25 protein-coding genes and 1 riboswitch are annotated in these 24,164 nt (G+C 72.5%); of the genes, 8 read left to right on the top strand and 17 right to left on the bottom strand.

Going from position 1 to position 24,164, the window contains the following annotated elements:
* Position 1: 1 nt before the first annotated feature.
* The gene (locus PZ894_RS05660; protein WP_275743291.1) at positions 2-994 is read right to left on the bottom strand and encodes a GntG family PLP-dependent aldolase; all 993 of its coding nucleotides are present in this window, start codon (positions 992-994) and stop codon (positions 2-4) included.
* Between the two features lie 70 nt (positions 995-1,064).
* On the opposite strand from PZ894_RS05660, the gene PZ894_RS05655 reads away from it, so the two are divergent.
* Positions 1,065-1,457: a hypothetical protein gene (locus tag PZ894_RS05655; RefSeq protein WP_275743289.1), complete on the top strand. Its 393-nt coding sequence runs from the start codon at positions 1,065-1,067 to the stop codon at positions 1,455-1,457.
* 208 nt (positions 1,458-1,665) lie between these two features.
* Here PZ894_RS05655 and PZ894_RS05650 read toward each other — a convergent pair whose 3' ends face one another.
* The 3 genes from PZ894_RS05650 to PZ894_RS05640 all read right to left on the bottom strand — a co-directional run bounded on the left by PZ894_RS05650 (position 1,666) and on the right by PZ894_RS05640 (position 5,128).
* A complete protein-coding gene (locus tag PZ894_RS05650; protein WP_275743287.1) occupies positions 1,666-3,018 on the bottom strand; it encodes a 3-deoxy-7-phosphoheptulonate synthase class II in 1,353 nt (450 codons plus the stop codon).
* 72 nt (positions 3,019-3,090) lie between these two features.
* The gene (locus PZ894_RS05645; protein ID WP_275743285.1) at positions 3,091-4,545 is read right to left on the bottom strand and encodes an APC family permease; all 1,455 of its coding nucleotides are present in this window, start codon (positions 4,543-4,545) and stop codon (positions 3,091-3,093) included.
* A gap of 28 nt (positions 4,546-4,573) precedes the next feature.
* Positions 4,574-5,128, bottom strand: coding sequence for a hypothetical protein (locus PZ894_RS05640; RefSeq protein ID WP_275743283.1), 555 nt, complete (start codon positions 5,126-5,128; stop codon positions 4,574-4,576).
* Between the two features lie 55 nt (positions 5,129-5,183).
* Between PZ894_RS05640 and PZ894_RS05635 the strand changes: the two genes are divergently transcribed.
* Positions 5,184-5,948, top strand: a complete 765-nt coding sequence (locus PZ894_RS05635) for an endonuclease/exonuclease/phosphatase family protein (RefSeq protein WP_275743281.1) — start codon at positions 5,184-5,186, stop codon at positions 5,946-5,948.
* A gap of 3 nt (positions 5,949-5,951) precedes the next feature.
* On the opposite strand, the gene PZ894_RS05630 is transcribed toward PZ894_RS05635, so the two are convergent.
* Positions 5,952-6,980 carry a 6-phosphofructokinase gene (locus PZ894_RS05630; protein ID WP_275743279.1) on the bottom strand — a complete coding sequence of 343 codons (1,029 nt, stop codon included), beginning with the start codon at positions 6,978-6,980 and terminating at the stop codon, positions 5,952-5,954.
* 125 nt (positions 6,981-7,105) lie between these two features.
* Here PZ894_RS05630 and PZ894_RS05625 point away from each other — a divergent pair, with 125 nt between their 5' ends.
* Together PZ894_RS05625 and PZ894_RS05620 are read left to right on the top strand one after the other, a co-directional pair.
* Positions 7,106-7,933 (top strand): DUF1028 domain-containing protein, encoded by an 828-nt coding sequence (locus PZ894_RS05625; protein ID WP_275743277.1) that lies wholly within the window; start codon positions 7,106-7,108, stop codon positions 7,931-7,933.
* Positions 7,930-9,414 (top strand): glycerol kinase, encoded by a 1,485-nt coding sequence (locus tag PZ894_RS05620; protein WP_275743275.1) that lies wholly within the window; start codon positions 7,930-7,932, stop codon positions 9,412-9,414. The genes PZ894_RS05625 and PZ894_RS05620 overlap by 4 nt, the downstream gene beginning before the upstream one ends.
* Positions 9,415-9,480: 66 nt before the next feature.
* Here PZ894_RS05620 and PZ894_RS05615 read toward each other — a convergent pair whose 3' ends face one another.
* From PZ894_RS05615 to PZ894_RS05605, 3 genes are read right to left on the bottom strand one after another with little or no spacing between them, the layout of a single operon-like run.
* Complete coding sequence (locus tag PZ894_RS05615; protein ID WP_275743273.1) at positions 9,481-10,368, bottom strand: hypothetical protein; 888 nt, start codon at positions 10,366-10,368, stop codon at positions 9,481-9,483.
* Positions 10,365-10,874 carry a flavin reductase family protein gene (locus tag PZ894_RS05610; protein WP_275743271.1) on the bottom strand — a complete coding sequence of 170 codons (510 nt, stop codon included), beginning with the start codon at positions 10,872-10,874 and terminating at the stop codon, positions 10,365-10,367. Before PZ894_RS05610 ends, PZ894_RS05615 begins: the two co-directional genes overlap by 4 nt.
* Complete coding sequence (locus PZ894_RS05605; RefSeq protein ID WP_275743269.1) at positions 10,871-11,596, bottom strand: lysophospholipid acyltransferase family protein; 726 nt, start codon at positions 11,594-11,596, stop codon at positions 10,871-10,873. The genes PZ894_RS05610 and PZ894_RS05605 overlap by 4 nt, the downstream gene beginning before the upstream one ends.
* Positions 11,597-11,977: 381 nt before the next feature.
* Between PZ894_RS05605 and PZ894_RS05600 the strand changes: the two genes are divergently transcribed.
* From PZ894_RS05600 to PZ894_RS05590, 3 genes are all read left to right on the top strand, one after another.
* A complete protein-coding gene (locus PZ894_RS05600) occupies positions 11,978-12,106 on the top strand; it encodes a hypothetical protein (RefSeq protein WP_275743267.1) in 129 nt (42 codons plus the stop codon).
* Positions 12,107-12,137: 31 nt separating this feature from the next.
* Positions 12,138-12,650: a hypothetical protein gene (locus PZ894_RS05595; RefSeq protein ID WP_275743265.1), complete on the top strand. Its 513-nt coding sequence runs from the start codon at positions 12,138-12,140 to the stop codon at positions 12,648-12,650.
* A 155-nt stretch (positions 12,651-12,805) separates the two neighbouring features.
* Complete coding sequence (locus PZ894_RS05590; RefSeq protein WP_275743264.1) at positions 12,806-14,050, top strand: TIGR00300 family protein; 1,245 nt, start codon at positions 12,806-12,808, stop codon at positions 14,048-14,050.
* Here PZ894_RS05590 and PZ894_RS05585 read toward each other — a convergent pair.
* From PZ894_RS05585 to PZ894_RS05565, 5 genes are all read right to left on the bottom strand, one after another.
* Complete coding sequence (locus PZ894_RS05585) at positions 13,983-14,957, bottom strand: ROK family protein (RefSeq protein WP_275743262.1); 975 nt, start codon at positions 14,955-14,957, stop codon at positions 13,983-13,985. The two genes, PZ894_RS05590 and PZ894_RS05585, sit on opposite strands and share 68 nt — an antisense overlap.
* 92 nt (positions 14,958-15,049) lie before the next feature.
* Positions 15,050-15,991, bottom strand: a complete 942-nt coding sequence (locus tag PZ894_RS05580; protein WP_275743260.1) for an ROK family glucokinase — start codon at positions 15,989-15,991, stop codon at positions 15,050-15,052.
* The gene (locus PZ894_RS05575) at positions 15,988-16,326 is read right to left on the bottom strand and encodes a hypothetical protein (protein ID WP_275743258.1); all 339 of its coding nucleotides are present in this window, start codon (positions 16,324-16,326) and stop codon (positions 15,988-15,990) included. The genes PZ894_RS05580 and PZ894_RS05575 overlap by 4 nt, the downstream gene beginning before the upstream one ends.
* Positions 16,327-16,399: 73 nt before the next feature.
* Complete coding sequence (locus PZ894_RS05570) at positions 16,400-17,587, bottom strand: ArsA family ATPase (protein ID WP_275743681.1); 1,188 nt, start codon at positions 17,585-17,587, stop codon at positions 16,400-16,402.
* Positions 17,588-17,589: 2 nt separating this feature from the next.
* Positions 17,590-18,027, bottom strand: a complete 438-nt coding sequence (locus PZ894_RS05565) for an SRPBCC family protein (RefSeq protein WP_275743256.1) — start codon at positions 18,025-18,027, stop codon at positions 17,590-17,592.
* 103 nt (positions 18,028-18,130) lie between these two features.
* Here PZ894_RS05565 and PZ894_RS05560 point away from each other — a divergent pair, with 103 nt between their 5' ends.
* Complete coding sequence (locus PZ894_RS05560; RefSeq protein ID WP_275743254.1) at positions 18,131-19,930, top strand: AMP-dependent synthetase/ligase; 1,800 nt, start codon at positions 18,131-18,133, stop codon at positions 19,928-19,930.
* A gap of 1 nt (position 19,931) precedes the next feature.
* Here PZ894_RS05560 and PZ894_RS05555 read toward each other — a convergent pair whose 3' ends face one another.
* The 4 genes from PZ894_RS05555 to PZ894_RS05540 form a co-directional block, all read right to left on the bottom strand.
* Entirely contained in the window at positions 19,932-21,173 is a 1,242-nt protein-coding gene (locus PZ894_RS05555) for a M48 family metallopeptidase (protein WP_275743252.1), read from the bottom strand.
* Positions 21,170-22,429 carry a hypothetical protein gene (locus PZ894_RS05550; protein WP_275743250.1) on the bottom strand — a complete coding sequence of 420 codons (1,260 nt, stop codon included), beginning with the start codon at positions 22,427-22,429 and terminating at the stop codon, positions 21,170-21,172. The genes PZ894_RS05555 and PZ894_RS05550 overlap by 4 nt, the downstream gene beginning before the upstream one ends.
* A 57-nt stretch (positions 22,430-22,486) precedes the next feature.
* Positions 22,487-23,422, bottom strand: a complete 936-nt coding sequence (locus tag PZ894_RS05545; protein WP_275743248.1) for a C40 family peptidase — start codon at positions 23,420-23,422, stop codon at positions 22,487-22,489.
* A gap of 61 nt (positions 23,423-23,483) precedes the next feature.
* Positions 23,484-23,658, bottom strand: a riboswitch (cyclic di-AMP (ydaO/yuaA leader).
* A 221-nt stretch (positions 23,659-23,879) separates the two neighbouring features.
* A complete protein-coding gene (locus PZ894_RS05540; RefSeq protein ID WP_275743246.1) occupies positions 23,880-24,083 on the bottom strand; it encodes a hypothetical protein in 204 nt (67 codons plus the stop codon).
* Between the last annotated feature and the right edge of the window lie 81 nt (positions 24,084-24,164).

Genomic DNA, 24,164 nt, shown 5'->3' with positions numbered 1-24,164 from the left:
CCTACAGCCGCCCGAGCACCGAGGCGGCCCGCTCCGCATCGCCCCGGCTGACGTCGAGATGGGTCACCAGGCGTACGGCGGTCGGGCCGACCGCCGAGACCAGCACGCCGGCGTCGCGGGCCGCCGCCACGAGCTGCGGCGCGTCCGCGCGCTGCACCACGACGATGTTGGTGTCGACGGTCGCCGGGTCGACGCCGCACGCCTCCGCCAGCAGGCGCGCGTGGGCGTGGTCGTCGGCGAGCCGCTCGACGTGGTGGTCGAGCGCGTGCAGCCCGGCGGCCGCGAGGATGCCGACCTGGCGCATGCCGCCCCCCATCCGCTTGCGCCAGACCCGGGCCTCGTCGATCGCATCGGCGCTGCCCACCATCAGCGAGCCGACCGGCGCGCCGAGTCCCTTGGACAGGCAGACGGCCAGCACGTCGGCGACCGCGCCGTACTCGGTCAGCGCCGTGCCGGTCGCGACGTGCGCGTTCCAGATCCGGGCGCCGTCCATGTGCACGCTCGCGCCGACGCCGGTGGCGTACTCGCGCAGGTCGCGCAGGTCCGGCAGCGGCAGCACGGCTCCCCCCGCGAAGTTGTGGGTGTTCTCGACCGAGATCGCCGCCGTCGGCACGAAGAACGGGCCCATGTCGGGGGCGAAGATCGACCGGATCGTCGGCAGGTCGACCTGGCCGCGCGGGTGGATCCAGGTGCGCATCGTCAGACCGGTGTAGGCGCCGTGCGCGCCGAGCTCCGCGCGCGCGATGTGCGCGCTCGCTTCGCAGAGGACCTCCTGCCCGGCACCGACCAGCGATCGGACGGCGAGGACGTTGGCCATCGACCCGGTCGGTGTGAAGAGCGCTGCTTCGTGGCCGAACAGCCCAGCCACCCGCTCCTCGAGCCGCAGGACCGTCGGGTCCTCTCCGTACACGTCGTCACCGACCTCCGCGCGCGCCATCGCGGCGCGCATCTCGTCGGTGGGACGGGTGACGGTGTCGGAGCGGAGATCGATCACGGAGTCTTGAGTATCACGGGCGGACCGAAACGCGGTGGCCGGGCCGCGGACGACGGTGGACGATCGGGTCATGTCCGCACCGAGCACCTCGGCACTGCTCATCGCCACCCTCGACCCGCTGCTCGAGGGCACGGCGTTCACCAATGGCCAGTCCGGTGTGCCGCCCGATCCCGTCGAGGCCGCCCTCCTCCGGCCGGGACGGTCCGCGTCGCTGACCTGGTGCGCGCCGACTCCCGTCTTCCGCGATCGCCACCCCGCCGCCCGAGCGGCCCTCGATCCTGAGCACCCGGACGGGTGCACCGACCTCGTCGTCGACGTCGACGAGGCCGGTCGCCTGGTCCGCGCCGAACTCGAGATGCTCGACATCGGTCGCGACCTGCACGGACGACCGGTCGAAGAGGCACTGCCCGTCCTCGCCCACCGGTTGCGCGCCCTGCTCGTGGCGCCGGCGCGCGAGGACTGACCGCTGCTCCGTCCGACGTGTTCCCACGGGCCAGCGCGGGTGCCTCCGGTCGGCGGCGCTTCATCAAGGGATGAAGGCGAAGTCGCGCCTCCCTTGCCGAGTTCGCCGAGGGAGGCGTGGTTCGACCCGCATCCCTTGATGAACCTGCGGCGGCGGAGGATGACCACCCCGGCACACGACCGGAGACAGGACTCCGTGGCGATGGGCCTCAGGCCTGGCGCAGCATCTCGGCGACCAGGAACGCCAGCTCCAGCGACTGCACGCGGTTGAGGCGGGGGTCGACGACGGACTCGTAGCGGTGCGCGAGGCCTGCCTCGTCGATCTCCTCGCCGCCCCCGATGCACTCGGTGACGTCGTCACCGGTCATCTCGACGAGCACGCCGCCGGGCCAGGTGCCGAGGGCACGGTGGACGTCGAAGAAGCCCTGCACCTCGTCGATGACGTCGTCGAAACGGCGGGTCTTGTAGCCGGTGCTCGACTCGAAGGTGTTGCCGTGCATCGGGTCGCAGACCCACGCCACCTGCACGCCCGCCGCGGTGACCTTCTCGACCAGCTCGGGCAGGCCGTCGCGGATCCTGCCGGCGCCGAAGCGGGTGATGAACGTGAGCCGGCCCGCCTCGTTGTCCGGGTTCAGCCGCGAGGCGAGCGCGATCGCGTCGTCGGCGGAGGCGGTCGGGCCGAGCTTGCAACCGATCGGGTTGGCGATGTTGCGGAAGTACTCGACGTGCGCGCCGTCGAGCTGGCGGGTGCGCTCGCCGATCCAGACGAAGTGGCCGGAGACGTTGTAGGGCTTCTGGGTGCGCGAGTCGATTCGCGTCATCGCGTGCTCGTACTCCAGCAGCAGCGCCTCGTGGCTGGAGTGGAAGTCGACGCGGCGCAGCTCCTCCGGGTCGGCGCCGATCGCGGTCATGAACGCGATCGCCTTGTCGATCTCGCCCGCGATCGTCTCGTAGCGCTGACCCGCGACGGAGGTGCGCACGAAGTCGGTGTTCCAGGTGTGCACCTGGCGCAGGTCGGCGTACCCACCGGTCACGAACGCGCGGACCAGGTTGAGCGTCGCCGCCGACGCGTTGTAGACGTCGAGCAGCCGCGTCGGGTCGGGGATGCGCGACTCCGGGGTGAAGTCGAAGCCGTTGACCGCGTCGCCGCGGTACGCCGGAAGCGTCACGCTCTGCCCGTCGACCTCGCGCGTCTCGGTGTCTGAGGAGCGCGGCTTGGCGTACTGGCCGGCGAGCCGCCCCAGCTTCACGACCGGCACGGATCCGGCGTAGGTCAGCACGACCGCCATCTGCAGCAGCACCCGGAGCTTGTTGCGGACGTTGTCGGCGGTGACGTCGGCGAAGGTCTCCGCGCAGTCGCCACCCTGGAGCAGGAACGCCTCGCCGCGCGACACCGCCGCCATCTTGGCCTTGAGCTCGTCGCACTCACCGGCGAAGACCAGCGGCGGCATCGTGCGCAGCCGCGCGACGTTGGCCGCGACGACCTCCGCGTCGGGGTAGGTCGGCTGCTGCGCCGCGCCGCGGGCGTGCAGGCTGGCGAGATCGGGAAGGGTGGTGCTCACCAGCCAAGGGTACGGCGCGCGCGCCGCCCCGCCCGATTCGCCGATCGGGCGCGAGACGGGCGTCGTGCGGCGTCAGTCCTCCATGTCCTCCATGTGCTCGATGTCGCGGAAGCCGGTCTTCTGCGACCGGACGGCTCGGTTGGTCAGCCACGTGAAGGCCCACAGCACGATGCCGATGACCAGCAGACCGGCGGCGATCTCGTAGACGATCCCCTCCCGGTCGACCCAGGGCCCGATCAGGAACGCGCACAGCACGGCCGCCACCGCCGGCGTGACCCCCGGCGAGCGGAACCTTCCCTCCCGCCCGTCGCGCCGTAGGACGAGGCACGCGATGTTGACGATGGTGAAGACGCCGAGCAGCAGCAGCGACGTGACCGACGCGAGGTTGACGACGATGTCGTCCTCGGCGCGGTTGGCGACGTACAGGATCAGGCCGAGCGCCAGGATCGTCGAGAAGATCACGCCGACGTACGGCGAGCGACGGTGGGGCGAGACCTTTCCGAGCGTGCGCGGCAGCACGTCCTGATGGGCGAGGCCGTAGAGCAGGCGGCTGGCCATCAGCATGTTGATCAGCGAGGTGTTGGCGACCGCGAACACCGCGAGGAACGGGAAGACCTTGTCGATCGGGAAGTCGGGGGCGCCGACCCGCACCACCTCCAGCAGCGCGCGGCCCTCGGTCGCGTTCGCGATCTGGTCGGAGGTCAGGACCGCGACCGTGGAGATCGCGACCAGCATGTAGATGATCACGGCGATGCCGAGCCCGGTGATCATCGTGCGCGGGAAGATCCGCTCGGGGTCCTTGGTCTCCTCGACCATGTTGACCGAGTCCTCGAAGCCGACCATCGCGAAGAACGCGATCGACGTCGCCGCGGTGACCGCCAGGAAGAGGCCCTTGTCGTCGGGGTTCTCGAACGTCGTCACCCGGCTGAAGTCCGCGTCGCCCTGGGACATCGCGTAGAAGCCGACGCCGATGACGATCGCGAGGGCCGTGATCTCGACCAGGGTCAGGAGCACGTTGAACTTCACGGACTCGCCGACGCCGCGCAGGTTGATCAGCGCCAGCAGCACCATGAACGCCAGCGCGATCAGCGTGATCGTGCCGGTGCTGGGCTCGGAGTCCAGCCATCCGTTGGCCAGCAGGCCGCCGGTGAGGTTCTGCGCCAGCACGTTGGCCGACGTCGACGCGCTGGTGATGCCCGAGCAGATGACGGCGAAGGCGACGAGGAACGTCACGAAGTGGATGCCGAAGGCCTTGTGCGCATAGAGCGCCGCCCCCGCGGCCTGGGGGTACTTCGTCACCAGCTCCAGGTAGGACAGCGCGGTCAGGCTCGCGACGACGAACGCGACGAGGAACGGAAGCCAGACGATGCCGCCGACGACGCCGGCCATCTGGCCGGTCACGGCGTACACGCCCGCACCGAGGATGTCGCCGACGATGAAGAGCAGGAGCAGCTTGGGGCCCATCACCCGCTTGAGATCGGGAGTCGAACCGTTGACGTCCGTGGGTTCTGCGCTCTGGGTGGCCATGACGCCAGCGTCCCCCACCTGCAGCGAACTAGCCAGACCCCGTGACGGCCAGCCGGTCGAGGAGGAAGAGGAGCGCCCCGGCGAACGGGTTGTCCGCCGTGCGCCCGGCCACGACCTCCCAGTCGACCTGCTCGCGCACCGCTCGTGCGACGGCCACGACCGGACCGAGGTCGCAGGCGTGCTCCTCGAGCGCGTTGAGCTTGTCGACCATCAGCTCGGTGGCCGTGAGCACCGGCATCCGGACCGACTCGACCTCGACGTGGTCGACGTGGTCGAGCCGCTCGCGGGTGACGGGATCGCCGCCGGCCCGGAAGAGGACGTCGACCATGGCGCCGTCGACGTACACCTTGAAGAGCCAGTCCTCCGGCGGCTGCACGACGTCGAGGCCGTGCTCGGCGAGCAGCTCGGCGGTGGCGGCGGAGTCCTCCTCGGCCACCATGAAGTCGACGTCGTGGTCGGGCTCGGGTCCGCCGCGCGCCCACAGCGCGTAGCCGCCGGTCAGCGCGAACGGCGCACCACCCTCCTTGAGGGTCACGGCCACGAGCTTGAGCGCCTCTCGCAGCCCCGACTGCACGTCATCCACACCCGGTGGGTTACCCCGGGCAACCGGGCGCATGCCCGTGGGTACCGTCGGGTCGATGCGCCTGGCGACGTTCAACATCCTGCACGGCCGTTCCCCGGTCGACGGCCGCGTCGACGTCGCGCGGTTCGCGGCAGCGGTGGGCGAGCTGGACGCCGACGTGCTGGCCCTCCAGGAGGTCGACCGCAACCTGCCGCGCTCGGCGCACGCGGACCTGACCGCGGTCGCCGCCGAGGCCATGGGCGCGACCGACCACCGCTTCGTGGCGGCCCTCGACGGCAGCCCCGGCGCGACCTGGACCGCCGCCACCGGGGCGGAGCAGCCCGACAGCGCGGGGTACGGCGTGGCGCTACTGAGCCGGCACCCGGTGGCCGCCTGGGAGGTGGTGCGCCTGCCGGCGCTCCCGGCCCGCGGGCCCTGGCGCTGGCACGACCAGCCGCTCCCGCGGCTGGTGCGCGACGAGCCGCGCGTGGCCGTGGCCGCCCAGGTCGAGACGCCCGCGGGGTGCGTCACGGTCGCCAACACCCACCTGTCGTTCCTCCACTACTGGAACGGCCGCCAGCTCCGGCAGCTGGTGCGCGCGCTGCGCGACGCCCGGCGTCCATTGGCGCTGACCGGCGACCTGAACATGGGGCCGCGACGAGCGGAGCGCACCACGGGCATGGCCTCCCTGGCCGTGCACCGGACGTTCCCTGCCGACCGGCCCGAGAGGCAGATCGACCACGTGCTCGCGGACGGCCCGCTCGTGGCGACGGCGTCCGAGGCACGCCGGCTGGCGCTCTCGGACCACCTGGCGCTGGTGGCCGACCTCGAGCTGGTGTAGCGGTCAGCCGAAGAACACCTGCGCCTCGGCGTACTCCTTGACGCTGACGAGCTTGAGCTCACCGGTCCCCTCGATCAGGGGGACCCGCACGATGTCGGTGCCGCGCAGCGCCATCATCGTCCCGAAGTCGCCCTCGGCGACCGCGTCGATCGCCTGGAGCCCGAAGCGGGTCGCCAGCCAGCGGTCGAACGCCGTGGGCGTGCCGCCGCGCTGGATGTGGCCGAGCACGACCGCGCGGGCCTCCTTGCCGGTGCGGGTCTCGATCTCCTTGGCGATCCGGTCGCCGATGCCGCCGAGGCGGACGTGGCCGAAGTCATCGAGATCGCCGGAGACGAGCGTCATGTCGCCTCCTTCACGCGGGACCGCGCCCTCGGAGACGACCAGGATCGGTGCGTAGCGCGACTCGAACCGGCTCTCGATCAGCTCGCAGACCTCGATGATGTCGAAGGGCTGCTCGGGGATCAGCACGATGTTGGCGCCGCCCGCGATGCCGGAGTGGAGCGCGATCCAGCCGGCGTGGCGGCCCATCACCTCGACGACGAGCACCCGGTGGTGGGACTCCGCCGTCGTGTGCAGCCGGTCGATCGCCTCGGTCGCGATGTTGACCGCGGTGTCGAAGCCGAAGGTGAAGTCCGTCCCCGACAGGTCGTTGTCGATCGTCTTCGGTACGCCGACGACGTTCACGCCGAGATCGGCGAGCCTGGTGGCGACGCCGAGGGTGTCCTCGCCGCCGATCGCGACGAGGGCGTCGACGCCGTCCTTGGCGAGGTTGTCCTTGATGCGCTCCACGCCGTTGTCCAGCTTGAACGGGTTGGTGCGCGAGGACCCCAGGATGGTGCCGCCGCGCGGCAGGATGCCGCGGCACTGCTCGATGCCGAGCTCCATCGTCACGCCCTCGAGCGGGCCGCGCCAGCCGTCGCGGTAGCCCACGAAGTCGAAGCCGTGCTCCTTGACCCCCTTGCGGACCACGGCCCGGATGACGGCGTTGAGGCCGGGGCAGTCCCCGCCTCCGGTGAGCACTCCGACGCGCATGACCTCTCCTGTCGCTGAGCTGACGCTGGACCTGATCTTGGATCGTTCACAAACGCCTTCGACCCTAGTGGAGAGGGCGGGCGCGCTGCGAGCCGTGCCGCCGCCCGCGGCACTAGGGTCGGGCCATGACGTTCTCGATCGTGGCCCGCTCCGCCGACGGTGAGTCGTGGGGCGTCGCCGTCGCCTCCAGGTTCCTCGCGGTCGGGGCGGCGGTCCCGGCCGCCGTCGCAGGCGTGGGCGCCCTCGCGACCCAGGCGAGCGCCAACGTGGCCTACAAGGGCCTCGCGCTCGCCCACCTCGACGACGGGGCGACCGCCTCGGTCGCGCTGCAGCGGCTGCTCGAGGAGGACGACGGCCGCGACCACCGCCAGGTCGGCATCGTCGACGTCGACGGCAACGCCGCCAGCCACACCGGTCACGCGTGCCTCGACTGGGCGGGCGGTGTCACCGGGGAGGGCTACGCCATCCAGGGCAACGTCCTCACCGGCGGCGAGGTCGTCGAGGCGATGGAGTCGGCCTGGCTGGACTCCTCGCCGGAGGCGCCGCTCGCGCAGCGCCTGCTCGAGGCGCTCACCGCGGGCGACGCGGCCGGGGGCGACGCCCGCGGCCGGCAGTCCGCCGCGCTGCTGGTGGTCGAGGAGGAGGCAGGGTACGGCGGTCTCGACGACATCGCCGTCGACCTGAGGGTCGACGATCATCCGGAGCCGATCGTCGAGCTGGCACGCCTGCTGGCGCTCAACGAGCTCTACCTGACGGCCTCGACCGCCGAGGAGCAGGTGCCGGTGACGCCGGACCTCGCGGCGGAGCTCGAGGAGCTCGCGACCGCGCTCGGCCACCGCGACTTCCTCGCCTGGGTGGGCGCCGAGAACTACGAGATGCGGGTCGCCGACGACGCCTCCTGGATCGACGTCCGCGTCCTCGAGATCATCCGCGACACCGAGGCCTACCGGTGAGCTCCGCCGACCAGGGCGCGATCCTCGCGATCGACGCCGGGACGACCGGCGTCACGGCGCTGGTCGTCGAGCACGACGGCCGGATCGTCGCCCGCGGCTACGAGGAGTTCTCGCAGCACTTCCCCCAGCCCGGGTGGGTCGAGCACTCGCCCGAGGAGATCTGGCAGGCCACGCTGGAGTCCTGCCGCTCCGCGCTCTCGTCGTACGACGCAGGTCGGCTGCGCGGCATCGGCCTCACCAACCAGCGCGAGACCGTGCTGCTCTGGGACCGCGAGACGCTCGGGTCGCCGCGCCGCGCGATCGTGTGGCAGGACCGGCGGACCGCCGACCTCTGCACGCGCCTGCAGGACGACGGCCACGAGGCTCGGGTGCGGGAGCTGACGGGTCTCCGGCTGGACCCGTACTTCTCCGGCACCAAGCTGATGTGGCTGGCCGAGCACGAACCGCACACCTGGGCGCTGGTGGAGTCGGGCCGCTACGCGATCGGCACCGTCGAGTCCTACCTGATCGCCCGGATGACGCGCGGCACCTACCATGTCACCGACGTCTCCAACGCGTGCCGGACGCTGCTCTTCGACCTCGAGGCCGGCGACTGGTCCGAGGAGCTCTGCGAGCTCTTCGGGGTCCCGCGCGACGCGCTGCCGGAGCTGGTGCCCAACTGGGGCGAGCTCGCCACGACCGACCCGACGACCTTCCTCGGCCTGTCGCTGCCGATCTCCGGCGTCGCGGGCGACCAGCAGTCGGCGCTCTTCGGGCAGACCTGCTTCGACGAGGGCGACTCGAAGTGCACCTACGGCACCGGGTCGTTCATCCTCACCAACACCGGGTCGTCGGTGCAGCGGTCGGACGCCCTGCTGGCCTCGGCCGCCTGGCGCGCCCCCGACGGCACGATGACCTACTGCTCCGAGGGCTCGATCTTCGTCACCGGCGCGGCCGTGCAGTGGCTGCGCGACGGCATCCAGGTCGTGGGCTCGGTCGCCGAGAGCGAGGCCGTCGCCTCGACGGTGACCGACAGCGGCGGCGTCGTGTTCGTCCCGGCGCTGACCGGTCTCGGCGCGCCGCACTGGGACCCCCAGGCCCGGGGCCTGATCGTCGGCATCACGCGGGGTACGACGCGTGCCCACGTCGTCCGCGCGACCCTGGAGGCGATCACGTTCGAGGTCCGCGACGTCCTCGACGTGATGCCGCGGCTCTCGTCGCTGCGCGTCGACGGTGGGGCCGCCGCCAACGACCTGCTGTGCCAGCTGCAGGCCGACCAGGTCGGCGTACCCGTCGAGCGTCCGACCGTCGTCGAGACGACCGGGCTCGGCGCGGCGTTCCTGGCCGGCCTCGGCGTCGGGCTCTGGTCGTCGACCGACGACCTGCGCCACACCTGGACCCTCGACCGCCGCTTCGACCCCGCTTCCGACCGCACCGAGCCGGACGCCGCCCACGCCCGCTGGACCCGCGCCGTCACCCTCGCGCAGGGCTGGGCGGAGTGAGTCGTCGGGATAGTCCCTGACATCTTCGGGGTCCCCACGGCGCGTCGACCCCGAAAACGTCAGGGACTATCCCCGCAGTCGCTCGAGCGCCGACCGGGCGGCGTCGCGGGCCCTGGTGGCGGCGTCGAGGTCGGTGACCGCGTCGGCGCGCGCATCCTCGGCCTCGGCGAGCTCCTCGTCGGTCTCCTCGGCGGCGGCGTCGAGCTCGTCGATCTTGGCGCGCAGCTCGGCGATCTCGGCCTGGAGCTGGAGGCTGCGCGCCTCGAGGGTGTCGACCGCGGCGGCGGCGTCGCCGTGGGCGGCCTCGGCCTCGGCGTACGCCTCCTCCGCCTGCTCGAGCGCGTCCTCGGCCGCCCGCACGGCCTTCTCGTCCGCCTCCGGATCGGGTACGACGTGCAGGTCGGGTCGTCCCGGCCGCTCGGCCTCACGTGCCGACGCCGCGAAGCCCAACGCCTCGGGCAGGGCCACCGCCCCCTCCAGCTCGGCCGGCTCGAGGCCGGTCGTGGTGAGCGCGGTGACGAGCAGCCCGCTGCGCAGCGCCTGGCCGCACCGCTCGTCGACCATCGCCGCGGTGAGCGTGGCCTCGACCTGGTCGGCGACGGCCTGGGTGACCTTCGAGCCCTCCTCGCGTGCGATCCGCCGGGCGCCGGTCGTCACGGCCGCGGTGAGCTGGCGCCGCTGCCGGGTCAGCGTGCGCAGCTCGTCGGCCGACATCGACGCCTGCGCCTCGCGCAGCGCGGCCCCGACCGCGAGCACCTGGTCGACCTGCCCGGTGTCGCGGCGCACCAGCAGGTTGGCGACCCACGCCGCGGTCGAGGGCTTGCGCAGCGCCTTGACCCGCGCCGCGAGCGGCGTGCCCTTGAGCTCCTTCGCGCGCGCGTCCCGCGCCGGGGTGAACTCCGCGAGCGGGAGCCCGTAGAGCTCGTCGGCGATCTCGAGCAGCTCGTCGGTCATCGCGCGGGCCTGACGTAGCGACCGCGCCGGTGCACGAGGGGCTCGGCGTCGTCGCCGACCGTCACCGAGTCGATCACGCAGGTGAGCAGGAGCGACCAGCCGACCTCGGCGGCAGACTCGACCGACACTCCCGCCCACGTCGAGGCGCCGGTGAGCACCGGACCCCACTCGGTGTCGGCGAACGCCGCCATCCGCCACGGCCCGCCCGGGGCCGGCGCGGTGCCGGCGAAGGCGTCGGCGAGGTCACGGTGCGACCACGACAGCAGCTGCACGACCGCGCGCACGGGCGGCGTCAGCGCCTCGGCGAGCTCGCTGTCCGGGTCGACGAGCAACAGCACGCGCGCGGGCTCGCCGTTCGCCACCATCAGCGACGAGACCGTGAGCCCGGCGCGGTGGGAGCCCGCACCGGTCGTCACCAGCGCGACCGTCGCGCCGAGCCGGCCACGCAGCCGCCGCACCGGATCCGGATCGGGGTCCGCGAACGGGTGCGTGTCGTGGATCGTCACGACGCCAGCTTCTCGGGCCCGCCCTCCTGACCGGAGTCCTTCTCGGACTTCGACAGCTCCTTGGCCCGGGCGGCGTACATGTCGACGTACTCCTGGCCCGAGAGCCGCATGATCTCGTACATGATCTCGTCGGTGATCGATCGCAGGATGTAGCGGTCGTTCTCCATGCCCTCGTAGCGGGAGAAGTCCAGGGGCCTGCCGAAGCGCACCACCGGCCGCGTGAACCGGCCGAAGGTCTTGCCCGGCGGCGCGACCACGTCGGTGCCGACCACGGCGACCGGGACGACCGGGACCCCTGACTCCATCGCCAGCCGGGCGACGCCGACCTTGCCGCGGTAGAGCCGGCCGTCGTGCGAGCGGGTGCCCTCGGGGTAGATCCCGAAGAGCTCGCCGTCGTCGAGCAGCCGCTTGGCGGAGATGATCGCGCCCTCGGACGCGCTGCCGCCGGAGCGGTCGATCGGCACCTGGCCCGAGCCCTTGAAGAACGTCCGCTGCAGCCAGCCCTTGAGACCCTTGCCGGTGAAGTACTCCGCCTTCGCCACGAAGGTCACCCGGCGCGGCAGCGTGAGCGGCATGAACAGCCAGTCGGCGTACGAGAGATGGTTGCTCGCGAGGATCGCGGGACCCTCGAGCGGGACGTTCTCGGCACCCGAGACCCGAGGCCGGAAGAACAGGCGGAGCCAGGGTCCGAGTGCGATCCACTTCAGGAACCAGTAGAACACCGCGGCAGCCCTCCCGACATCCGACCGGACAAGGGAACTCTAGCCCTACCATCCACCCATGACGATCCACCCTCTCGCCGCACCGCTCTCGGCCCCCGCCCGGCCCGAGCTCACCGGCGGCCGCCGGGTCGGCGTCCTGCTCAGCCACGGGTTCACCGGCCAAGCCCGCGTCGATGCGGCCCTGGGGCGAGGCGCCGGCGGCGCGCGGGTACGCCGTCGAGGTGCGCGCCTGCCCGGACACGGCACCACCTCCACACGCTGCTGCAGGCGTGGCCGCCGCTGGTCGCGGACCCGCCGAAGGTCAGCGCCCCGATCCTCTGCTTCCGCTCCACCGAGGACCACGTCGTCGACGAGGCGTCCGAGCCGATCATCACCGGCGGGGTGTCGTCGACCGACGTGACCGTCGTACGCCTCGAGGACAGCTATCACGTCGCCACGGTCGACAACGACGCCGCGCGGATCTTCGACGACTCCGCCGCTTTCGTCGCGCGGGTGACCACGGGTTCGTGACAGTTCACGGGGGAGGCATACGCTCGTGGTTGTGCCGGACCCCCGCGACCCCCGCGACCCGCGCGACGAGCGCGGCGACCACGAGCAGACCGCCGACGAGCGCGCCTGGCAGGAGATCGTCGACAACTACGGCGAGCGCGCCGAGGTCGACGACCTCCCGGGCGAGGCACCGTCGGCCGAGGCCCCGTTCGGCGGTCGGTTCGGCGATCCGCGCGCCTTCGTCGTCGACGATGCCGACGACCCGTACGTCGGTCGGGATCCGGACGACGCCGACGACGTGGTCGAGGAGGCGGCGGACGTCGACGAGGGGTACGTCCCCCCGCCACCGCCACCCCTGCCCCGGCTCGCGCCGGACCGGGCGGTCGCCTGGGCCGGGATCTTCGGATCGCCGGCGGTGCTGCTGGTCGCCCTGATCCTCGGCATCGACCTGCCGAGCTGGCTGGGCTACCTGCTCATCGGGGGCTTCGTCGGCGGCTTCGTCTACCTCGTGCTCCGGATGCCCCGCGAGCCGCGCGACCCCTGGGACGACGGCGCGCAGGTCTGACCCCGTCGGGAGGACCCGAGGAAACCGGCCCCGACTCCACCGGCACCTCGGCAGCACGACAGCGCGCTGGTTAGGGTGCCATCCGTGAACACCCCACGCAATTGCGCGCCTCCCCCGCTCCGCTCCTCCAGCGCACAATTCCGCGGGGACCCCGTATGAGCGCCAACGAGACCGTCGAGATCACCGGCCACCTGATGGACCACGGCATCCTGTCGCGGGTCCTCGACGACATCCGGGAGTACGGCGGCGACTACACGATCGATCGCTTCGACGTCGGGCGCGACACCGACGACGCCTCGCACGCGGTGATCTCGGTGATCGCCGAGGACGACGAGGCGCTCCAGCGGCTGCTGATGCGCCTGCAGACCCGCGGGGTCAACCAGGTCGACCCCGGCACGGCCGAGGTGACGGAGGCCGAGCAGGACGGCGTCTTCCCGGACCGGTTCTACTCGACCACCAACCTCGAGACCCGGGTCCGCATCGACGGCACCTGGCTGCACGTCCAGAACCCCGAGATGGACTGCGGCCTCGTGCTCGAGCGCGGGGCCGACGGCCGTGCGGCGCGCGTCTACACGCTGCCGATGTCCGACGTCCGCGCCGGCATGCTGGTCATCACCGGCGCCGACGGCATCCACGTGAGCGTGCCGGTCCCCGACGCCAGCGGCGAGGCGTTCGGCTTCATGGAGTCCGAGGTCTCCTCCGAGAAGCCGCAGGCCGTGCTGGTGCGCCAGGTGGCCGACGGCATGCGCGAGGCCAAGGCCGCCGGCCGGAAGGTGCTGTGGGTCGGCGGCCCCGGAGTGGTCCACACCGGGGCCGCGCCGGCGATGGTCGCGATGGTGCACGCGGGGTTCGTCGACGTGCTGTTCGCCGGCAACGCGCTTGCGACGCACGACATCGAGTCCGCGCTCTACGGCACCAGCCTCGGCGTCGACCTCGCGATGGGTCGCGGCGTCGAGCACGGCCACGAGCACCACATCCGCGCGATCAACACGATCCGCAAGGCCGGCTCGATCCGCGCGGCCGTCGAGAGCGGCGTCCTGACCGGCGGCATCATGCACGCGCTCGTCACCCACGACAAGGAGTTCGTGCTCGTCGGCTCGGTGCGCGACGACGGCCCGTTGCCCGACGTCTACACCGACGTCATCGAGGGACAGCGTGCGATGCGTGGCCAGCTCCAGGACGTCGGCTTCTGCCTGATGGTCGCGACGATGCTCCACTCGGTGGCGACCGGCAACATCCTGCCGGCGTCGATCCCGCTCGTCTGCGTGGACATCAATCCCGCGACCGTCACCAAGCTCGCCGACCGCGGCTCCTCGCAGGCCCGCGGCATCGTCACCGACGTCGGGCTGTTCCTCGAGCAGCTCGCCGTCGAGCTCGTGCCCGAGTACCGGCGCTCCTGAACGTCTGACGCGCCAGGTCCGCGGCCCCGATCGCGCCCGCCTCGGGGCCGAGCGCGGCGCGCACCACGGGCGGGATCGTGCGGTGCTCGGCCCCGACCAGCGACGTCCGCATCGCGCGGCGAGCGGGCTCGAGCAGCAGGTCCCCCGCCGCCGAGAGTCCCCCGCCGACGACGACGATCTCCGGGTCGAACGCCGCGACCAGGTTGGCCAGCCCGACCCCCAGCCAGTCGCCGACGGAGGCGAACGCCGCGCACGCGACGTCGTCACCCGCCTCCGCCGCGGCGGTGACCATCGGTCCGGTCAGGTCCGCGGCCCCGTGCTCGCGGACGAACCGGACCAGGGCGTTGCCGCTGGAGTACTGCTCCCAGCAGCCGGTCCCGCCGCACTCGCACGGCCGCCCGTCGGGCACCACCTGCATGTGGCCGTACTCCCCCGCCATGCCGTTGTGACCGCGGAACACGTCGCCGTTCAGCACCACCGCCCCGCCGATGCCGGTGCCCATCGTCACCACGAGGGCGTTGGCGGCCTCACCGACCGCGCCGTAGGTCAGCTCCGCGCGGGCCGCACAGTTGGCGTCGTTGTCGAGCACGACCGGCGCGCTCCACCGCTCCGCAAGCCGGGCCCGGACGCCCTCGTCGCGCCACGGCAGGTGCGGCGCGAACCGGACCCGCTCCCCCTGCGCGTCGACGAACCCCGCCGCCGCGATCCCGATGGCGCTGATCCGGCGTACGCCCGCGATCTCCTGCACGGCCTCGGTCAGCGCGTCCTCGACCAGGCTCGCCTCCACCCGGCGGCCCGGCGTCGTACGCCGCGCCGTGCGCAGCACCCGACCCGACCGGGAGACCGCGGTCGCCAGCACCTTGGTGCCACCGATGTCGACGCCGATGAAGAGACTCACGCGGGACATTCGACCAGACGCGGCCCGAGTCCCGCGCGCCACGGAGCCCGATGGTCGAGGAAGCGCCCCAGCGCCCGTCACCTCCTCAAACACGGGGCGGGTCAGCGGCGGGACAGGTCGGCGGCGCCGATCAGGCCGGCGCGGTTGCCGAGGCGGGCCTTGCGGATCTCCGGGATCGGGCGGAAGCCGCGGCCGACCAGCTGGGCACCGAAGGCCTCGCGGGTCGGACCGAGCAGGAGCTCGTCGGCCTCGCTCACGCCGCCCCCGATGACCACGACGCCGGGGTCGAGGATCTCGGTGAGGGAGGCGATGCCCTCGCCCAGCCAGCGCCCGAGCTCGGCGAGCTGCTGGGTCGCGCCCTGGTCGCCGTCGCGCGCGGCCTCGGTGATGAGCGGACCGGTGATCCTCTTCAGGTCCCCCCCGGCGCGCTGGAGCATGCCGTCCGCGATCATCGCGCCGCTCATCGCCTGCGCGCGCGCCTCGCGGACGAGCGCGGAGCCGCTGGCGTACTGCTCGAAGCAGCCGTGCTTGCCGCAGCCGCAGAGGATCCCGTTGGGTACGACGCGCATGTGGCCGATCTCGGCGCCGACACCGTTGGCTCCGCGGTAGACCTCGCCGTCGAGCACCAGCCCGCCGCCGACGCCGGTGCCGACCGTGACGAGCAGCAGGTCGTCGACGTCGTGGCCGGCGCCGTACACGAACTCACCCCACGCGGCGGCGTTGGCGTCGTTCTCGATCACGACCGGCAGCTCGACACGCTTCTCGAGCTCGCCCTTGAGGTCCTCGTTGCGCCACGCGACGTTGGGCGCGAAGAGCACGACGGCCCGGGCCTTGTCGACGTAGCCGGCCGCACCCACGCCGACGGTCTGGATGTCGTGGCGGACGCGCAGCTCGCTCACGAGGCCCGCGATGGCCTCCTCGATCGCCTCGGCGTCGGTCGCCGGCGACTCGACGCGCAGCTCCTCGACGATGACGCCGTGCTCGTCGACGACGCCGCCGGCGATCTTCGTGCCGCCGACGTCGATCCCGCAGGCCAGGCTCATCGGTCTCCCTCCTCGGGATCGGTGTGGTCGTCGGGCCAGTCCTCGGCACCCTCGTCGAGGTCGATGTGCTCGACCCCGCCCTCCCCGTCACGTGACGGGGAGGCGCGGCCGGCCGCGCTCAGCAGCCCGGCGAGTGCCTGGAGCGCCGACGTCGCGGCGGTCGCCAGCTGCTCGGTCACCTCCGGGCTCAGGGACCGTGCGGCGTGCACCGTGCGGCAGATCGGGCAGTAGGTGCACTCGGGCGCACCCGTCGCCAGGTGCCCCTCCAGATCGTGGGTCGCGTCCTTCGCCCAGCCCGACAGGGCGCCGAGGAGCTTCGCAGCCTCCTCCGCCACGGTGCCGACTTCAGGGCCGACTTCAGGGCCGACATCAGGGCCGACATCAGGGTCGTTCCGGTCCCCGCTCACGTCACCTCCCAGCCTCGTCCACGGGGTCCTCGACGAACCGCACCTGCAGTTCCCCCTGCTCCACCCGGGCACCGACGACGCGGTGGCGCGCCAACCCGGATGGGAGCGTGAGCAGCCGACGATACGATCCCACGGTCACGACGAGATCGTCGCCATTGCGCGCCAGATGGACGTCGGTGCGCGAGACGAGCGGCAGCGCGAGGCGCAGCACCGCCCCGCCGCCCCGCCGCGTCACGCGGAACGGACCCTCACCCGTCACGGTCGCGAGCGGGTCGTCGTCGCCGTACGCCGTCGCGGCCAGCGTCGCGAGCTCCTCGACGCCGACGGGTTCGCCCGGCCGGTAGGCCGACCGCCACACCGGCAGCCCCGCGAACGACTCCGCGACCCGCCTCAGCACCTCGTCCTGCGCGACGACCCAGCCCGCGCGCCAGTCGTCCGCGCCGTCGGCCGGGAACACCCGGTTGGCGACCACGCCGTCCACGCGGTAGCCGAAGAGCGACAGCGTCGTGTAGGAGCGCCGCGCCTCGGCGAGCACGACGTTCTCCGGCGTCAGCACGATCCGCACGCTGGCGTCGGGGCCGCTGAGCAGCGCGCGGACCTCCTCCAGCTCGGCGTGCACCCGCTCGAGCGCGTCGAAGACCGTGTCCCCCGGCATCGGTACGCCGGCGGCGCGACTCAGCAGGGGGCGCAGCGCCTTGACCACGCGCCGCTCGACCGGGAGCACGCGCTGCATGTACCAGCCCAGCGCCTCCGGGAGCGCGAGCAGGCGCAGCGTCTCCGCCGTCGGCGCGCAGTCGACGACGATCACGTCCCAGGCCCCCGAGAGTGCCTGGAGCCGCAGCTCCAGCAGCGCGAGGACCTCCTCGGCGCCCGGGATCACCGTGAGCTCCTCCGCGGCCACGGGGTCGACGTCGGCCGCGTCGAGCACGGAGAGCAGGTAGCGCTGGATGTCGGCCCACGACTGCTCGAAGCGCAGCTGGGCGTCGACCTGCTGGACGAAGAGACCGGACGCGACCTCGGAGGGCTCGGCGCCGATCGTGCCCGGCGGGCAGCCGTAGGCGTCGGCGAGCGAGTGCGCCGCGTCGGTCGAGAGCACGAGCGTGCGCAGACCGGTGGCCGCGGCGAGGGCCGCGGTCCCGGCGGCGATCGTCGACTTGCCGACCCCTCCCTTGCCGGTGAAGAGGAGGATTCTCAGAGCGACTCCACGCGCTTCTTGAGGCCCTTGAGTGCGGTGTCGATCAGGATCTTCTCGCCCTTGCGCTTGAGCATGCCGATCAGCGGGATCGAGACGTCGAGCGCGAGGCGGTAGGTCACCTCGGTGGTGCCGTCGCCGCGGTCGGTCAGCGTGTAGGCGCCGTCGAGCGCGCGCAGCATCTTCCCCTCGACCAGCGTCCAGGTGACCTCGTCGTAGCCGTCCCACTCGTAGGCGAGCGTGTACTCGTCCTTGATCGGGCTGACGTCGAGCACGAAGAACACCCGCTCCGCCCAGCCGTCCGGGCCGGCCTCGACCACGTCGGCCGTCGTGACGCCCTTGGCCCACTCGGGGTAGGCCGCGAAGTCGCCGATCACGTTCATGACCTCGGCGGGAGGGGCGTCGATGACGATCGACGAGGTGGTCTGCTCGGCCATCGGGCCCCCTTGCTCCACGGTCTGGTCACGACTGCCTGGTCTCGGCTGGGGCTGTGAGCGTACCGGATGGGCCGGGGTCCATCGCACGCGGTAACCTCAGCCGGTGCGTGAGTTCTCGACCCCGCTGACGACCGAGATCCCGGCCACCGGGAACCTCACCGACGACGTCGTGACCAACGCGCGCGAGGCCGCGTCGACGGTCATGTTCAGCCGCCGTTCCGGCGGCCCCGACAGCGCGTGGGTCGACGTGACGGCCGCCGAGTTCCTCGCCGAGGTCACGGCCGTCGCCAAGGGCCTGGTCGCCGCCGGCATCGAGGTCGGCGACCGCGTCGCGCTGATCTCCAAGACGCGCTACGAGTGGACGCTCCTCGACTACGCGATCTGGTTCGCCGGCGCGGTGACCGTGCCGATCTACGAGACCTCCTCGGCCGAGCAGATCCGCTGGATCCTCGCCGACTCCGGGGCACGGGCGGTGGTCGCCGAGACCCCCGACCACCTCGCCCGGGTCGCCGAGTCGCGCGCAGAGCTCGACGAGCTCAACCACGTCTGGTCGATCACGGACAACGCGATCGACACGCTCGGCCGGCTCGGAGGGGACATCTCCGACGACGAGCTCGAGAAGCGGCGTACGACGGCGACGCCCCTCGACCTCGCGACGCTGATCTACACCTCCGGCACGACCGGTCGGCCCAAGGGCTGCATGCTCACCCACGGCAACTTCATGTTCGAGCTGGGCGTCGCCGTCGACGAGCTCGAGCGGCTCTTCCACGACGACGACGGCTCGACGCTGCTCTTCCTGCCGCTGGCCCACGTCTTCGCCCGGATCATCCAGATCGGCTGCGTGAAGTCGCGCACCCGGATGGGCCACACCGCCGACATCAAGCAGCTGCTGCCCGACCTGGCGGACTTCCGTCCGACGTTCATCCTCGCCGTCCCACGGGTCTTCGAGAAGGTCTTCAACACCGCCTCGCAGCGCGCGACCGCCGACGGGCGCGGCAAGATCTTCGACGCGGCCGCCGAGGCCGCGATCGCCTACTCCCGCGGCCTCGAGCGCGGGAAGGTCCCGCTCGCCGTGCGCGCCAAGCACGCGGTCTTCGACCGGCTCGTCTACGGCAAGCTGCGCACGGCGCTCGGCGGCCAGTGCCTGTACGCCGTGTCCGGCGGCGCCCCGCTGGGTGAGCGGCTCGGTCACTTCTACCGCGGCATCGGCCTCGTCGTGCTGGAGGGCTACGGCCTCACCGAGACGACCGCGGCGCTGACGGCCAACCGCCCCGACGCCACGAAGATCGGCACCGTCGGCCAGCCGCTGCCCGGCACCGCCGTGCGGGTCGCCGACGACGGGGAGCTGCTCTTCCGCGGCGGCCAGGTGATGGCCGGCTACTGGCGCAACGACGAGGCCACGGCCGAGGTGCTCGAGTCCGACGGCTGGTTCCACACCGGCGACCTCGGCGAGGTCGACGACGAGGGCTTCGTGCGGATCACGGGCCGCAAGAAGGAGATCCTGGTGACCGCGGGCGGCAAGAACGTCGCCCCCGCCGTGCTGGAGGACCGCCTGCGCGCACACCTGCTCGTCGACCAGTGCATGGTCGTGGGCGACGGCCAGCCGTTCATCGGCGCCCTGGTCACCCTCGACCGCGAGTCGCTCCCGCTGTGGGCCGAGCAGCACGGCAAGGGCACCAGCATCGGCGATCTCGTCGACGACCCCGACCTGCGCGGCGAGATCGAGGCCGCGGTCGAGGAGGCCAACAAGGCCGTCTCGAAGGCCGAGTCGATCCGCAAGTTCACGATCCTCCCGGACGAGTGGACCGAGGAGGGCGGCCAGCTGACGCCGAGCCTCAAGCTCAAGCGCAACGTGGTGATGCGCGAGTTCAAGGACGACGTCGCCGCGCTCTACATCGGCTGACTCACCGGCCGCGGTCGTCGAGCTGCCGGGCGATGGCGATCCGGGTCAGCCCCGTGGGGTGCGACCCGAACCAGAACTGCGACACCCGCGGCGGCGTCGGATCGGCCAGCGAGCGCAGCGCGAGCTGGCGCTGGACCGCCTCGAAGGCCTCGGGGTCGCGGGTGACCTCGAGCGCGTCGACGTCCGCGCGGGTCTCGATGTGCCGGCTGATCGTGTTCTGCACGGGCGACGCCAGCAGCGTGCCGATCGCGAAGAGCGCGAGCACCATCGGCACGGAAGCCGGCTCCCGCAGGGCCGGCCTGCCGCGCCGGGCCAGCGAGCCCGTCACGAGCGCCAGGAGGCCGACCCCGGCCACCGCCCCGGCGGCGCCGAGGAGCGACCCGGTCAGCACGTCGTCGTGCTTGGCGTGCGCGAGCTCGTGGGCGACGACCGACAGCACCTCGCGCTGCGGCACGTCGTCGACGAGGTTGTCGTAGAGCACGACCCGCCGGGTGCTGCCGAAGCCGGAGACGTAGGCGTTCAGCGTCGTCGTACGCCGCGACGCGTCGGCCACGAGCACGTCGTCGACGGGCACGCCCTCCTGGTCGGCGAGCGCCAGGACCTCGGAGCGCAGCGGACCGTCCTCGAGCGACCGGAAGTCGTTGAAGAGCGGCTCGACCAGCACCGGGTAGGCGAACGACCCGAGCAGCACCAGCGCCCCGAGCAGTCCCCCGGCGACGGCCGGCCACGCGCGCGACCACCGGCGCGCGCACCCGACGAGCACGAGCAGCAGCAGCGACATCGCGACCACCTGCACGGCCTCGCTGCGCAGCACATCGGCGGCGAACCCGCTCCAGGGCTGGTTGCTCAGCCCGTGGTCGAGCGCCCGCTGCCGCACCATCACCGAGAACGGCAGCGTGCACACCCGCCCGATCACGAGCACCACCACGACGGCCAGGACCACGCGCACCCACCACCAGCCCGGGAGCCGGTCGACGAGCCGGCGACCCCAGGTGCTGAAGCCGAGCACGCAGGCGACGGCGAGGGACACCGCGAGGGAGCTCCAGCTCAGCACGCGCGACCAGCGCGTGTAGTCCTCCCCCCGCGCGATCTGCTCCGGGCTGAAGACCGACGCCGCCGCTTCCGGGTCCGGTGTCCCGCCGGGCACCGGGTGCCACGGCACCAGCAGGGCGGCGATCACCACGAAGGCCATGCCGCCGACCAGCGTGACGGCCACCGCCACCCGACGGTCGGGAGGGTTCATGCGGCCAGCCCGACGAGGTAGTCGCGCCACTCACCGGTCAGCTGCGCGACCGTGAGCCCGCTGGCCGCGACGAGCGCCGAGCCGACGCTCCGGCCACGGTCGACGGCGCGGTAGAAGGCGACGAGGGCGTCCTCGCCCGCCTCCTCGGCGACCAGCCGGCAGGCCAGCCAGGCGCTCTCGTACGTCGCGCCGAGGCGGGGCGTGCGTGCGCCGAACGCCGCCGCGTCGGGAAGTGTGCGCGGTGGGCCGGAGCGGCGTACGGCCGCGATGATCTGGGCCGCCGACCGCTCGACCGGCAGGTCGACGTCGCGCAGCGCGACGTAGTCGGCGAACCCCTCGAGCAGCCACAGCGGCGCCCGGCTGTCCCACGCGCCGGTCGCCACGTGGGTGGCCTCGTGACTCATCACGACCTGCGCGCCCGTGGGGCGGAGCCCGCCGAAGACGTCGGGGTTCGCGAAGACGTGCACCGCCGACTGCGGCGCGGCGGAGCCGTCGGCCGCGGTCGTGACCGCGGCGATCTGGTCGTAGTCCCCTGCCGTCGCGCGCAGCGCCTGCTCCAGCGCCTGCGCGGAGCCCGGCACCTCGACCACGAGTCCGCGGCGCCAGTCGGGCAGCACCCGCCGGACCGCCGGCACGGCGGCCTCGGCGCGGGCCGCGTAGCGGTCGGCGTCTCCGGCCCCCTCGGCGACGAGCACGAGGGTCGCCGGCGTACGTCGCACGTCGACCGGCCCCGAGAGCCAGACCGGCGAGACGCGTCGCACGCCGCCGAAGCCGGTCAGCGCGACGCGGTCCCCGTCGTCGACCAGGTGGGCGGAGACCTCCGCACGGGCCGAGACCCGGTCGAACCCGCGGAACCGCCACGTCACGTCGACCGCGGCCGTCCACTCGCCCTCGCCGGTCGGGGCGCCGTCGTCGTCGACGTAGCGCACCGTGAAGTCCGTGACCCGCAGCGCCTCGGCGTTCGTCACCAGGGCGGCGAGCCGGTCCGCGGCGGCGGCGTCCCCCTCCGGCGCGAGCTCGCGGGCCGCGTCGGAGTCGTGCCCGATCACCGCCTGCTCGAACGCCGTCAGGGTCGTGCCCGCCTCGACCGGCTCGACGCTCGGACGGGCGGCGCGGGGCGTCGGCGCGACGTAGGTGTCGTCGCGGGTGGCGGACCAGCCGACGAGCGCGGCCGCGACCAGCACGCACAGCATGAGACCGGCCACCCACCATCGTGGGCGACCGGCCCGTCGAGGCTGGTCCGGAGCGGTGCTCACCCGGGCATTCTGCCCGCAGCCGCCAAGGCGCCGGCCGGGACGTGGCTCACGCGTGGCTCAGCCGGGACGCACCGCGCCGGAGTACGGCATCGAGGACACCGAGGAGACGACGACGCCGGTGCCGGGATTGGCGGCGTGCACGATCATCCCGTTGCCGATGTACATGCCGACGTGGCTGATCGGGCTGTAGTAGAAGACCAGGTCGCCGGGCTGGAGGTCGCTCATCGCGATGTGCGGGCCGGAGCCGAACTGGGCGCTCGACGAGTGCGGCAACCCGACGCCCGCCTGGCCCCACGCCATCATGGTGAGGCCGGAGCAGTCGAAGGCGCTCGGACCGGCGGCGCCGTACACGTAGGCATCGCCGACCTGGGACATCGCGTAGGCGATCGCCGCGGCCGCGCGGCCGGAGGCAGGCACGTCGGAGGGGACGCGGGCGACACCGCGGGAGAGGATGTCCTCGCGCTCCTCGGCCTTGAGCTCGTCGAGGAGCCCCTCTGCTTCGTCGAGCTTCTTGTCGACGGTCGCCTTCTCCTCGCCGAGCTGCTGCTCGAGGTCGGCGACCTCGGCGGCGCGCCGCTCGGTCGCCTCCTGGCGGATGCCGAGCGCGTCCGCCTCGGTGGCGTACTTGTCGAACAGCTGCGACTGGAGGTCGTTGAAGGCGGACATGGTCGAGAGCTGCGCGAGGAACGACTGCGGGTCGTCGGAGACGACGACCTGGCCGACCGTCGAGAGGCTCTCGCCCTCGTACTGGCGCACGATCGAGTCCTGCACCTGCTCGCGGACGTCCTCGAACGCCTCGTCCTGGCGGCTCTGGTCGGCCTTCAGCGACGTCAGGTCGCGCTCCAGGTCCTTCAGCTCCAGCTGGGCGTCGTGGTAGCGCTCCTGGGCCTGCTCGGCCTCGTGGTAGAGCCGGTCGACGCGGTCCTGGACGTCGTCGATGTCCGGCTCGGCTTGCGCAGGCGTCGAGGGCATGAGTCCGACACAGGCGATCATGGCGCAACCCGACACTACGGTGGCGAGTCGCTTCCTGCTCTTCTGCACGAGCGAGCGGTCTCCTTCGGCACGTCGTACGCCTACCGGGTGAGCTGACGGATTCGGGCACGACATTTGCCCTACACCGGTCCGGTCCCGGCACGAGTGCCGTCGCCCTCCCGGTGATTCACCCCTGGTGACGGGCGGACCCGGCACCGTTGGTTCCCCGGCTCCGGGCCTCTCGACGGATCGAGCTGCCCGGACTCAGCGCGGCGGCCGCGCGGATCCGAATGATCCCCGTTCGGCCACCTGAGCGACTGAGATTAACCATCAACCCCGTGGTCGCCAAACCCTTCATCGGCAACGCGCCGGAAATTTGCAGTGAGTTTGTGCGCCCTCGGCGCTAATTCACGCCTCAACCGGTCTCACGAGCAACAGAAGTCACACCAGCCACAACCTCCCCACCGCGTGGGCGTCGTCACGCCGACTCGACGTGCGGCGTGTCGACCGCCTGGACGAGCCGCAGCGGGGGCACCAGCCCGCTGTCGGCGAGGACGCCGAGCGCCCGGCGCTCGTCGTCGTCGAAGGTCAGCTCCGGCGGTGGGCCGAGCAGCACGGTGACCACGCAGTCGTGGCAGTGCAGCCCCCGCACCTCGCAGGTGTCGCAGTCGATTCTGGTCATGCGGACGACGGTGACAGGGACCACCGACATTTAGCGTTGGTCCTGGGTCCGCGGGCGGTCATGACCACCGACCGGGACACG

This window comes from Nocardioides sp. YIM 152315 (assembly GCF_029210375.1).
Lineage (GTDB): Bacteria > Actinomycetota > Actinomycetes > Propionibacteriales > Nocardioidaceae > Nocardioides.
This window is presented reverse-complemented; position numbering and strand designations above follow the sequence as displayed.